Raw genomic sequence first — 12912 nt, 5'->3', positions numbered from 1 at the left:
CAGACACTATAGGCCGGTCAAAAAGGGCGAAGCAAGCAGCTTTTTTCTGTTTTCCGCCTTGTGAAATCAAGGTTTTCTGCTTGCTCTTCAGCGTTCTGCTCAGCGCTGACGTGGCCAGACGCGGAACAGGGCAAAAGCAGCGGCAAGGGCATAACCCAGAAACCAGAGACGCGTCCATTCCGGCATGCTCAGACCAACAAAGCTCCAGGATACATCGGCGCAGTTACCGTTACCGCGCAGCATGACACCGATAAGCTCGCTCAGCGGCAGTGTTTCGATCAGGTAATCGAATCCGGGACCACAGGCCGGAACATCTTCCGGTGGCAGATTCTGCAGCCAGACATGGTGATCGGCGACCCAGACACCACCTATGGCTGACAACAACGTGAATATTAACGCGATACGCAACGCCCAGCTGGCCGGTTTATCGCCCCGCTGGCGCGCGATAAATGCGGCCAGAAAACCCAGTCCGATGGCGAGTGTTGCCAGACGCTGTACCATGCACAGAGGGCAGGGCTCAAGATAGAGTGCGTATTCAAAGTAGTAAGCGGCTGCGAGCAGCGCAGCGCAGGACAGAAAGCCGGCCAGATAGCCGTGATGTAATGACAGTGATTTCAGAAATGTTTTCATAAAAATTCCACGATCCGGCGCTTCTCGCCTGGTTTGGTTGAAGTCTAACACAGCCACAATCCGGAGGATCTGGTCTAAGATCAATAGGGCGGCAGCCGAGGCGGCCGGGTCAGGTGCTGTTAAATCCGTATTAACGGGCTCAAATTAGTCAGGAGGAGTGGCGGTATGTTCCGCAGGTTTTGGAAGTTAATGTCAGCAACGGGACTGATGCTGGGGCTGCTGATGACAACGGCAGGTATAAGCCAGGTTGTTCAGGCAGAGGAGGAAACGGCGGTAGCAAATCAGACCAAGTATATTCATCTGGAACCGGCGTTTGTGGTGAATTATGGCAGCACCGGGCGGATGAAATATCTGCGTACCGAAATCGCGCTGAAAGTCTCCGGTAATGAGGCGGCAGCGGCTGTCAGTCAGCATAAACCATATATCCGCAATAACCTGGTGATGCTGCTGAGTGCGCAGGAATCAGAAACCATGAACAGCTCGCAGGGGCGTGAGTCATTGCGTAAGGTTGCACTGGATGAAGTACGGGCACTGATGGTGCAGCTGGAAGGTTCGCCACTGATCGACGATTTATATTTCAGTAATTTCGTTGTTCAGAATTAAAGATACAGAATTAAGAGCACAGAATTAAGAGCACAGAATTAAGAGCACAGAATTAAGAGCACAGAATTAAGAGCACAGAATTAAGAGCACAGAATTAAGAGCACAGAATTAACGGTGCGGAATTCACCGTGAAAATTAAAAAGGGAGGCAATGCCTCCCTTTTTATTGCCTGCCGCTCCGCTCAGCGTTGCAGATAATGCGCTAAATATTCGGCAAATGGCATGTTGTCTGACTGCTCCAGTTCTTCCTGTGCCGCCAGCGAATCGCGCGCCATTTGCTGCCATTGCTGGTAGACCTGCGGGCCAAGGTTTTCGCTCAGGGTTTTGCGGTGACGTTCAGCCTGCTGCAGGGTCAGCTCGGCAAACTCCAGACTACTTTCCTGTAATTGCAGCAATACCTGCGCAGACGGCGTCAGGCGGCTGTCGGCCAGCTTAAGGCGCTGTTGTCCGAGGGTGTCGATATGGAAAGTTTCACCGCTGGCGCGGTCCATCATGATGGCCAGCTCTTTCATCTCGTCGAGTATGGTCATGCCCCATTGCTGCAGGCTGATATCGCTGCCGCCCTGTTCCAGCATCAGGCCCGGACGACGGCCTTCCATCACGGTTTTTTGCTGGTTGCGTTTGATGCGCCAGTATTCGTCTTCGTCGATATCCGGGCTTGGCTGCAGCAGACACCAGGTCAGGAACAGATCCATAAACTGCATCTGCGGCACGTCGATACCCAGTGGCATAAAAGGGTTCACATCGGTGCAGCGCACTTCAATATATTCGACGCCGTATTTATCCAGCGCCTGCAGCGGTTTTTCACCATTGCGGGCAACGCGCTTGGGACGGATATCGCTGTAGTATTCATTTTCGATCTGCAGCAGATTGGTGTTCAGCTGCTTGTAGTGGCCGTGCTCGTCCTGCAGACCAATCTCTTCGTAGGCCTGAACCGGCGCGCTGATCGCCTTGCCAAGGGTTTTGATATAGCTGTCGACGGTGTTATGGCACACCATCAAATCAGACTGGGCATTGTTCTGATAACCCAGATCGCTCATGCGCAACGATGTTGCATAAGGCGCATACAGGCTGTGCTCATTGAGGCGGTCGAGCTTGTGATCACGCCCGGCGAGGAAGCTGGCGCACACTGCTGGCGAGGCGCCGAACAGGTACATCAGCAGCCACGAATAGCGGCGGAAATTACGGATCAGCCCAAAATAACGCGCCGAGATATAACTCTGCGGGCTGTATTGATCGCCGCGTTCATCGTTGGCCTGCAGCAGCGGCCAGATTTCCGCCGGCAGCGAGAAATTGTAGTGAATACCGGAAATGGTCTGCATGGTACGGCCATAACGGTGCCACAAACCATGACGGTAAACATGCTTGAGCTGGCCGAGGTTAGAACTGCCGTAATGGGCAATCGGAATGCTCATCTCACCCTGCAGAATACAGGGCATGGAGCTTGGCCAGATCAGCTCACCATCCAGCTGTTTGTACGCGTAGCGGTGAGCAATACTCAGATAGGCATGGGCCTCGTGAGCGCTTTCGAAAACCGGCGTAATAAATTCCAGCAGAGCTTCGGAATAGTCGGTGGTGATACTTGGGTGGGTCAGTGCCGAACCCAGCCCTTTCGGATGCGGTTTCTGGCTGATGATGCCCTGAGGTGAGCAGCGTAAGCCTTCTTTTTCGATACCACGCTGTAAACGTGCCAGCAGTGCCAGATGTTGCGGGTCGCTGAACAGATTCAGGGCTTGTTGATAATTAGCCAAAGTCGCCTCGGGGCAGAAACACAGATCGCCGGATTATAGGGGGAAATTGCCGGCGGACGATACCTCCCAACGGTAAGGCTGGTGGTATTCATTGTTGCCTGCAAGGGAATGCCTGGCTCCCGCAGCATCTCTGTGGGGAGCCAGTGTCATGCTGGTGAAGGTCATTTCTTTGCTTTGGCAAACGCGGCAGCCAGCGCACCGGCCATCGCGCCCTGAGCCTGGGCTTTATCACCAAAGCTGTTGCGGTTTGGCGCACCGTTCGCCCGCTGGCCATTGCGCTGCGGTTTTTCGCCGGGTGTGCGTTCGTTGGCGCGGTCATTGGCATCGTCGCTCATACGCATCGACAGGCCGATACGCTTACGCGCGACATCCACTTCCATCACTTTAACTTTGACGATATCGCCGGCTTTCACCACATCACGCGGGTCTTTGACGAAGGTGTCGGACAGTGCGGAAATGTGTACCAGACCATCCTGATGCACGCCGATATCGACGAAAGCACCGAAGGCGGCGACGTTGGTGATTACCCCTTCGAGTACCATGTTTGGCTTCAGATCTCTGATCTCTTCCACGCCTTCCTGATACTGGGCGAATTTGAATTCCGGACGCGGATCGCGGCCCGGTTTCTGCAGCTCATTGAGAATATCTTTAACGGTAATTTCACCGACTTTGTCGTCGGTAAACTGCGCGGCATTAACCGACTTCAGCAGCGCGCCATCGCCGACCAGACTGGCAACATCACGCGAGAACTGGTGCGCGATCTTCTCCACCACTGGGTAAGATTCCGGGTGCACGGCCGAGGCATCCAGCGGGTTGCTGCCGTTCATAATGCGCAGGAAACCGGCGGCCAGTTCGAAGGTTTTACCGCCCAGACGTGGCACGTTGAGCAGATCGGCGCGGCTGTTAAAGGCACCGTTGGCATCGCGGAAGGCAACAATATTGTTTGCCAGAGTGCTGTTCAGGCCGGACACACGGGTCAGCAGCGGCGCTGAGGCGGTGTTCAGATCAACACCGACCGAGTTCACACAGTCTTCGATCACCGCATCCAGCGTGCGTGCCAGCTGGCTCTGGTTCACATCGTGCTGATACTGGCCGACACCGATGGACTTTGGCTCGATCTTTACCAGCTCGGCCAGCGGGTCCTGCAGACGGCGGGCAATGGACACCGCACCGCGGATGGTTACGTCGAGATCCGGAAATTCTTTCGCCGCCAGCTCAGACGCGGAGTAAACGGAAGCGCCGGCCTCGTTCACCATCACTTTCTGTACCTGAGTGGCTTTGAATTTCTTCAGCATATCGCCGACGAATTTATCGGTCTCGCGGCTGGCGGTACCGTTACCGATGGCGATCAGTTCAACATTGTGTTTGCTGATTAAAGCCATCAGCACGGCTTCGGACTCAGCGATACGGTTTTGTGGTGGTGTCGGGAAGATCGCACAGTGATCGACCACTTTACCGGTGGCATCGACCACCGCGACTTTCACCCCGGTACGCAAACCCGGATCGAGGCCGATGGTGGCTTTCGGGCCAGCCGGAGCGGCCAGCAGCAGGTCTTTCAGGTTATCGGCAAAGACTTTAATCGCCGCTTCTTCGGCGCTTTCGCGCAGGTTGCCCATCAGCTCGGTTTCGAGGTGAGTGAGCAGTTTGATGCGCCAGGTCCATTTCACCACTTCGGCCAGCCAGCGGTCGGCGGCACGGCCCTGTTGTTCGATATTAAAATGTGAGGCGATCATGCCTTCGCACGGGCTTGGCGTCAGTTTGTCGGAGGGATCACCGGTGACCAGCGAGAAGCTCAATATGCCTTCGTTACGGCCACGCAGAATGGCGAGTGCGCGGTGGCTGGGCACGCCTTTCAGCGCTTCATCATGTTCGAAATAGTCAGCAAATTTGGCCCCCGCACCTTCCTGACCAGGAACAACACGCACCGACAGGGTGGCTTCCTGCTGCATAAAGGTACGCAGCTTGGCCAGCAGGTTGGCGTCTTCGGCGAAGCGCTCCATCAGAATGTACTTGGCACCGTCGAGGGCCGCTTTGGTATCGGCCACGCCCTGTTCAGCGTTGAGGAATCCGGCTGCTTCGGCTTCCGGGTCAAGCGCCGGGTTATCCAGCAGCGCTTCAGCCAGTGGCTGCAGACCGGCCTCGATGGCGATCTGGCCTTTGGTGCGGCGTTTGGTTTTGTAGGGCAGGTACAGGTCTTCGAGGCGGGTTTTGGTGTCGGCGCTTAAAATATCGCGCTTCAGCTCGTCGCTCAGTTTGCCCTGTTCTTCGATGCTTTTCAGGATCGAGGCGCGGCGGTCTTCCATCTCGCGCAGATAACGCAGACGCTCTTCCAGCGTACGCAGCTGAGTGTCATCCAGCGAGCCGGTGACTTCTTTACGGTATCGGGAAATAAAGGGCACGGTGGCGCCTTCATCCAGCAGCGCGACAGCGGCTGCAACCTGTTGTGGGCGGATGCCCAGTTCTTCAGCAATACGGGAACCGATGGATTCGTGACTCATAACACTCTCAGGGGAAACGATAAAACCGGGGGGAGTATAACGGACTTGTGGGCCGGGCTCATGTGCTGAGCCCGGCAAAAAGTATGACTTACTTCTTGGCTTTGGTGATGTCGCGGTCGTAATTCAGACGTTTGGCGGCATCGAGGGTCAGCATCTGCATAAAAGCTTTGGTTTCGGCATCGGAGCCAACCGGTGCACCGCCGCTGCCATTGCCACCAAAGACGTTGGTTGGCACCTGACGTTTGGCAAAGGCTTCGGCCCAGAGTTTCTGGATTTCAACTTCGGCCTGCAGTTTCTGCGCGAGGGCGTTATCGGCCTGCAGAATCACTTTCTTCTGATAGGCTTCAGCGTCCGCCAGAGTGCGCTGGGTTTCGGCTTCGATGCGCGCTTTCTCCAGTTCGATCTGGGCGGTTTCTTTGGCAATTTCAGCCTGTTCTTTCAGTTTTTCGGCACCGGTAATGGCCAGCTGCTTTTCGGTTTCCGCTTCGGTGGTGTGCTGAATCTGCTCTACCTTGGCTTTGGCCTGACGCTCTGCTACTTCACGCTCACCTTTGGCAATGGCCAGCAGGCGCTGTTCTTCTTCCTGAATCCGCTGTTCGCGGGCAATCGCACGGTCGGCGGATGCTTTCTGCTTCAGCTGCATACGTTCAACGAATTTTTTGTTAGGGCGCATATCGGTGACGCGGGCATCCAGTACGGTAATGCCGAAGTTGGTGAACTTCTGCACCTTGCGCTTTGGAATGCCGTTGTCGTCGACTTGTTTCATAACCACAAATTCGATTTTGGTTTCGTCACCATAATCCTGTTGCTCTTCGCCCAGTGCGGCATTGGCAGAGGATTTTTGTTTACGGTTGCTGCGGCTGAGCTGCTCTTCCCGTTTGACGATGTAAATCCCGTTAGCCATCTGATTTTCAAATTCAGAGTTAAACCCTGAGCGGCCGCCGGAATAATATTCTTCGGCACCCATCAGCGATGCGGTGGACTGCAGCGTTTCTTTAAAGGCCGGAATCAGCGCGGTACGCAGCAGATTTTCCGGAGAACGGTATTCGTGGGCGAGTTTCAGGAAGTGCTCCTGATCCTGCGGGATGGAAAAACGCACGGTGGCTTCGGCATCAGCATCCACCTGATCAAGGAACATAATGTTCAGTGGTGGCAGCAGTGCGCTGGCGAAGGCATCGTCACGCTCGGCTGTCAGTTCTTCACGTTTACCGACAACGGCCTGTACTGTCATCGATCGTTTCCAGGCGTTATAGCGGCCGAACAGGTAGGTGTTGTAGCCCACGTCTGAGACTACTTTTTCTTCACCGGTGATAGTGCGTACGTGGTACACAAAACCCGGCTCTGCGTAGAAAAACACCTGATTGAACATGCCAAACGCAAAAGAAATAACCGCAGCAATCACCAGCGACGGCGCAACCTGCTGGGGAATATCGTAAGTGATGGAATCAAGACGGCTGCTGATATCTTCAGCAGCCACGCCCTGAGATTCCAGCTCACTGCGCATACGCTCAACTTTCATGTGCTGGGCGGCACGGAAAAAACCCAATGCGATAATGGCGGCAATACAGAGTACGCCGGTAAGAATTCCCCAGAAGGCCATAACAGTTCCTTGTTGTCAGAGAGTTATCAGAAATTTTGGAAGACGGAGTCTAACGGCGGATTCGCGCCGGCTCAATGTACAGACTGTGCAGTTGTGACGCTGGTCAAAGGCATAAAAAAAACGGGAGCCGAAGCTCCCGTTTTTTCAGTTATCTGGCAATCACAGTGCGTACCAGAGCTGGTAGTTAAAGCTGTCCGGGCCGCCATTATCCGGTGAGCAGGCCATCAGGGTGTAGCTGCCGTTTTCGGAGGTGATAATGCGCGATACCGGCCAGCAAATATCATCTTCACCACCTTCGCTCAGTACCAGTGAACCATGACGCTCGGTGAAGTTAATGGAGGCTGTGGTGTTGCCGAAGTCAGCCGGATCGTATTTGCAGATATCGTTGTTGCCAGCGTTGTCCAGTTTTGTACCACCGTCGTAAACCGCCAGACAGACGCCACTGACAGCATCGTAAATCCCATATAACGATTGACTAAAAAAGTTAGCGGCGAGACTGCTGTCAAAGTAAGGAATCAACAGCTGGGTTGTACCTTCCTCAGCGGCAGAGGTGGTCACCAGTGCACCACGGATGCCGGCGTTATTATTTTTCAGGGTCAGGGTATCGGCGAAAGTGGCAATGCCGTCTTCGTGAGTGCCGGAGTACGTCAGCGTATTTCCGGAGGCGGACCAGGTAAAGGTTCCGGAGTCGGTGTTGCCACTGCCGGCGATGCCATCGGTATAGCTCTGGTAGGAGCCGGTACCGCTCTCTTTGTCGAATGTAAGTTCACTGAAACTGCTGCTGCCAACCGTGACCAGCCGGTAGCTGTCGGCAATCAGGTTGTTGCTTAGTTCAGTAATGACGCGCTCCAGGTGAATAAATTCATCGGTGGTGCAGGTGGCGTCGTAGGCGTACTCACTTGAGCGCAGCACGGTACAGCGATCGGCGAATTCACCATTACTGTAGATGGTCAGTACCCGCTCAGAAAACTCATAGGTGTAGGAGGCGCTGGAAACACGACAATTACGATTCACCGACGCTTCGGTTGGTGCACGGTAAAAGTCGTCGTCAGTGCAGTTTGAATAACTGACCGCAGTCATATTGCCATTACTTTCGTAGGTATATTTGTAGCGGATTTCACCGTTGTCATTACGCTCCAGCCAGGTGCCGGTCAGTTGCAGTCCGGCATTAATAGCGCTGAGGCTTTGTTCGAAGTGAGCCTGAGCATCTTCTTCGGATATCAGCTCGCGGCCGGGCTCGTCAGGAAATGCCGCACTGAGTAACGCGCTGCTGAAATCGGCCGAGTCGGCGGCTAAATCCAGCGCGGAAATATCAGCTCCGCTGCCTTCCGGAAATGGCTGCAATGTAATGCCGTTTTGGGCATTACCGTCACTATCAAGGTTTTGCAGCAGCACCAGCGTATTTTTCACCCGCTGATCATTTACATCACTGGTATTAAATAAATCCAGTGGCGTCAGCGTGCCTGTACCTTCAGCAATGGTAATGCTGCCCAGTGTCAGCCCGGCAAAACTGAAGGTGGTGGTTTCACCCGGTTCATAAGGGAAAGCGCCCAGCGTATTGGTGGTGCCCTGATGGCTGGGCGAGCTGTAATTGAGCCCGGCTACGCCTGAATCAACAAACAGCGCGGTATTCACCGGTGTGCTGTTGTCGTCATCGTTGTCGCTGTCAGAGTCTCCACTGCTACCACCACAGGCAGTAAGCAGGCTACAGCTGGAGATAAAAACCAGTGGCAGTAATTTCATGGCTGAAGTCCTTATTTATTTGTAATCAATCTGAGCGGAAATCCGCATGCAGGCGTATGTCGATATCATTACCTGCACAGCCTGAGAGGGCATCCCCCATATGGGTTATGTGGGTGGACAGGAGGATGTGAGCAGGTATTCTGCTATTACTTATATGTATGAAATTTGTTGTTGATAGTTGGATGAATATATTCCGCTGCAGCAATGTCAGAAAATTTACCAGGGTTTAACCGGAATACGTTTGCTATCCGGACAAGCCTGTTATCCGGAGTTGTTATGCAGGATGATTTGCTGGATTTTGTCGGGGATATTTATGAAGCCTCGTACAAACCCAGGCATTGGGAGGTGGTGATGGAAAAACTCTGCCTGCTGACACAGTCAAAATCCAGTGTGCTGATCATCGAGAATCAGAACTCCGGCAGCCGGAAGATCATCAGCATACACGGTATCAGCCGCATTCTTGCGCTTGCTTATAACACCGGACTTGGACGTTACGATAATACGTTTTCTCTTATAAAAACCCCGGTAAATGATGTCACAATATTGCCGGCAGAAGAGTTAAAAAATAATAGTCCTTCATATTATCAGTTTATTCTGAAGCCTGCGGATATCGGTCATATCTCCGTTGTCGATCTGCATAAAGACAATGAAATCCGTGTTGGACTGGCGGTACACCGTTCATTTAATGCGCCCGCATATACAGACAAAGAAATCAGGATCATGCGGCTTATTTCTCCGCATATCTGTCGTTCCGTTTTAATTCAGCGGGAATTAGATAATGCCCGTAGCGAAACTCACAGCCTGATGTCGCTGGTATCCAAAATGCCTATGGGCATGTTGCTGATCGATCAATACGGAGAGGTAAAATTCTGCAACTCGGTTGCCGAATTTGTTATCAGTAAGCACAAAGGACTGTCGCTGGTCGACAATAAACTGCAGGCTCATAACCGCGAGAATCAGAAGCAACTGGAGTTTGCTCTGCAGAATGTACTGGATGTTCTGCACAGCGAGACAGAGCAGGATAAACCAACCGTTACCACCGTTTCTTTTTCCCATCCGCAATTTTCGTTTCCACTGGTTCTGTTTATTTCTGCTGCGGAAGAATCTGGCAGACACCCGATGCATAGCGGAGAAGAGCGCTATGCGACGGTATATATCAGCGACCCCGGAGGGAAAATGAACATCTCCGCCGGACAGCTGGCAGAAATATTTGCTCTGACCAATGCTGAAGCTCAGGTGGCGTTATGTCTGGTGAACGGACTTAAGCTGGCAGATATTGCAGAACATAATGGTACTGCGCTGGAAACCGTACGCAGCCAGATGAAAGCGGTTTTTAACAAGCTTGGCGTCAACACGCAGCAGGATGTTATCCGGATTATTATTCAGACCATGATTCCGCTGAGTGGCAGTCCGGAATAAGAAATGACAGCCATAAAAAACGGGAGCTGAAGCTCCCGTTTTTTATGGCCGCTAAGCAGGAATTAATCCAGCTGCGGGCCTGCAGCAACGATGGCGTCAGAGACATCGTACTTCTTGAAGTTTTCTACAAACTGGGCAGCCAGGTTACGGGCAGCTTCGTCGTACTTGTCGGCATCGGCCCAGGTGTTGCGTGGGTTCAGCAGTTTGCTGTCAACGCCTTCCAGAGTCTTAGGAACCAGCAGGTTGAACACAGGCACAGTCTCGGTTTCAACGCCGCGCAGTTTACCGTTCTGGATTGCAGAGATCACAGCACGGGTAGTCGGGATGCTGAAACGCTCACCGCCGGCACCGTTAGCGCCGCCGGTCCAGCCGGTGTTAACCAGATAAACCTGAGAGTCGAATTCGGTAACGCGCTTGATCAGCAGTTCCGCGTATTCGCCAGCCGGACGCGGGAAGAATGGCGCGCCGAAGCAGGTAGAGAAAGTAGACTTCAGACCTTTGCTGCCGCCCATTTCGGTGGAACCCACCAGTGCGGTGTAACCGGACAGGAAGTGGTAAGCCGCCTGTTCTTTGGTCAGGATAGAAACAGGTGGCAGTACACCGGTCATATCACAGGTCAGGAAGATAACCGCTTTAGGTTCGCCGGCCATGTTTTCCAGAACGCGTTTTTCAACGTGTTCCAGCGGGTAGGCGCAACGGGTGTTTTCGGTTTTGGAAACGTCGGTGTAATCGGCAACGCGGGTAACCGGATCGATCACAACGTTTTCAACGATGGCGCCGAATTTGATGGCGTTCCAGATGATCGGCTCGTTCTTCTGAGACAGATCGATGGTTTTCGCGTAGCAGCCGCCTTCGATGTTGAATACGGTGCCTTTGCCCCAGCCGTGTTCGTCGTCACCAATCAGGAAACGCTCAGGGTCAGCAGACAGGGTGGTTTTACCGGTACCGGACAGACCGAAGAACAGACAGGTGTCGCCGTCATCGCCAACGTTGGCGGAGCAGTGCATTGGCAGCACGTCTTTTTCCGGCAGCAGGAAGTTCTGCACGCCGAACATGGCTTTCTTCATTTCACCGGCGTAACGCATACCGGCCAGCAGTACTTTGCGCTGGGCGAAGTTCAGGATAACCGCGCCGTCAGAGTTGGTGCCGTCACGCTCAGGAACACATTCGAAGCCTGGTACGTTCAGGATCTGCCACTCTTCTTTGTCAGAAGGGTTGTAGGTTTCCGGACGGATAAACAGGTTACGGCCAAACAGGTTCTGCCAGGCAGTCTGAGTGGTCATTTTCACCGGCAGGTAGTGCTGCGGATCGGAACCCACGTGTACGTGTGACACGAAGCTGTCGTGCTGGGCCAGATACTCTTCCACGCGTTCCCACAGAGCATCGAACTTGTCGGCGTCGAATGGGCGGTTGATGTTGCCCCAGTCGATGGCGTCTTTGCTGCTTGGCTCTTCGACGATGAAGCGGTCCATCGGAGAACGGCCGGTACGGATACCGGTTTCAACAACCAGTGCGCCGTTGTCCTGCAGCTGGCCTTCGCCACGCAGGATTGCTTGTTCTACCAGTAACGGTGTCGATAAATCGGTGTAAACAGTGGTCATATATCGGTGCCCAAACGGGTCCTCATAATTAGCGCACGGCTTGTGGCCATACTCTGATGTTCTCTATACCGCCCTGAGGGTACACGGGCGAACCCAAAGTTGAAGGCGCGTGATTATGCCAGAAAATTGGTTAAACGCTAAGCCCTGTCTTTTGAGGTGAAATGGCTGTCCCGAAAAGTCCCCTTATGAGGACTCGGGTTATCGCCACTTTTAATGTGGATTCCGTTCCGGAAACAGCTCTTCTACCTGTGGCCGGTCGAAGACGTAGCTCTGCTGGCAGAATTCGCAGGTGATATCGATCTTGCCGTTTTCTTCAATCATGCTGTTCAGCTCGTCGTAACCCATCTGATGCAGAGCGTTGGCGATGCGCGGCTTGGAGCAGGTGCAGAAGAAGCTCAGCTCAGAGGCCGGGTAAATACGGGTCTGCTCTTCGTGGAACAGGCGGTGCAGCACGGTGGCGGCATCCAATCCCAGCAGTTCGTCGTTACGGATGGTGGAGGCCAGGTGGCTGACTCTGTCCCAGGCATCGGTATCGGTGACCTGACCGGCGGGCGTCGGCATTTTCTGCAGCATCAGCGCGGCGGCAGTCTGACCGTCACAGGCCAGCCAGAAGTGGCTGCCCAGCTGTTCGGACTGGGTGAAGTACTCTTCCAGCGCCTGGGCGATATTGCCGCCATTTATGCTGACAATGCCCTGATAACGCTGGCCCTGTTCCGGCTCGATGGTGATCACCAGCTGACCATCGTCAAAGCGCAGTTCGCTGTCGCCGGCGCTCTCATCGTAACGGGCGATGGCGCGCAGCTGGCCTTTTTCGTTGGTTTCGGCCTGCAGTAAGGTGACGTTGCCCGGCAGGCGCATCTGCAGAGTCAGGCGTCCGGCAAATTTCAGGCTGGCGCTGAGCAGGGCAGTAGCGGCCATCAGCTCACCGACGGCAACGGCAATGCGCGGCGGGTACTGGTGGCGGCGCAGTACTTCGCGGTAGCTGTCCTGCAGGTGGGTAATCTCACCGCGGATGTCGGTGTTGTCGAAGCTGAAACGCTGCAGCGTGTCGCGGCTGGTATTGCTCAT

The 12912-nt window shown here is 54.0% G+C and carries 9 protein-coding genes; 2 read left to right on the top strand and 7 right to left on the bottom strand.

What is annotated here, in order from left to right; genetic code table 11:
- Nucleotides 1–99: 99 nt before the first annotated feature.
- Nucleotides 100–630 (bottom strand): disulfide bond formation protein B, encoded by a 531-nt coding sequence (locus LGT44_RS17905; protein WP_145467177.1) that lies wholly within the window; start codon nucleotides 628–630, stop codon nucleotides 100–102.
- A 165-nt stretch (nucleotides 631–795) separates the two neighbouring features.
- Here LGT44_RS17905 and LGT44_RS17900 point away from each other — a divergent pair, with 165 nt between their 5' ends.
- Nucleotides 796–1233, top strand: a complete 438-nt coding sequence (locus LGT44_RS17900; protein WP_225691353.1) for a flagellar basal body-associated FliL family protein — start codon at nucleotides 796–798, stop codon at nucleotides 1231–1233.
- 181 nt (nucleotides 1234–1414) lie between these two features.
- On the opposite strand, the gene gshA is transcribed toward LGT44_RS17900, so the two are convergent.
- The 4 genes from gshA to LGT44_RS17880 all read right to left on the bottom strand — a co-directional run bounded on the left by gshA (nucleotide 1415) and on the right by LGT44_RS17880 (nucleotide 8824).
- Nucleotides 1415–2983, bottom strand: coding sequence for a glutamate--cysteine ligase (gshA, locus tag LGT44_RS17895; protein ID WP_230332144.1), 1569 nt, complete (start codon nucleotides 2981–2983; stop codon nucleotides 1415–1417).
- 161 nt (nucleotides 2984–3144) lie between these two features.
- Nucleotides 3145–5481 carry a Tex family protein gene (locus tag LGT44_RS17890; protein ID WP_145467171.1) on the bottom strand — a complete coding sequence of 779 codons (2337 nt, stop codon included), beginning with the start codon at nucleotides 5479–5481 and terminating at the stop codon, nucleotides 3145–3147.
- Between the two features lie 88 nt (nucleotides 5482–5569).
- Entirely contained in the window at nucleotides 5570–7081 is a 1512-nt protein-coding gene (locus tag LGT44_RS17885) for an SPFH domain-containing protein (protein WP_230332145.1), read from the bottom strand.
- 159 nt (nucleotides 7082–7240) lie between these two features.
- Nucleotides 7241–8824, bottom strand: coding sequence for a hypothetical protein (locus tag LGT44_RS17880; protein ID WP_230332146.1), 1584 nt, complete (start codon nucleotides 8822–8824; stop codon nucleotides 7241–7243).
- 276 nt (nucleotides 8825–9100) lie between these two features.
- On the opposite strand from LGT44_RS17880, the gene LGT44_RS17875 reads away from it, so the two are divergent.
- Nucleotides 9101–10243, top strand: a complete 1143-nt coding sequence (locus tag LGT44_RS17875) for a helix-turn-helix transcriptional regulator (RefSeq protein ID WP_230332147.1) — start codon at nucleotides 9101–9103, stop codon at nucleotides 10241–10243.
- Nucleotides 10244–10305: 62 nt separating this feature from the next.
- Here LGT44_RS17875 and LGT44_RS17870 read toward each other — a convergent pair whose 3' ends face one another.
- Nucleotides 10306–11844, bottom strand: a complete 1539-nt coding sequence (locus LGT44_RS17870; RefSeq protein WP_230332148.1) for a phosphoenolpyruvate carboxykinase — start codon at nucleotides 11842–11844, stop codon at nucleotides 10306–10308.
- Between the two features lie 210 nt (nucleotides 11845–12054).
- Nucleotides 12055–12912, bottom strand: a complete 858-nt coding sequence (hslO, locus tag LGT44_RS17865) for an Hsp33 family molecular chaperone HslO (protein WP_145467163.1) — start codon at nucleotides 12910–12912, stop codon at nucleotides 12055–12057.

Source organism: Thalassolituus alkanivorans (genome assembly GCF_020447205.1).
GTDB lineage: Bacteria > Pseudomonadota > Gammaproteobacteria > Pseudomonadales > Oceanobacteraceae > Venatoribacter > Venatoribacter alkanivorans.
Note: the sequence above shows the minus strand (reverse complement) of the source record. Positions and strands in the feature narration are given on the sequence as shown.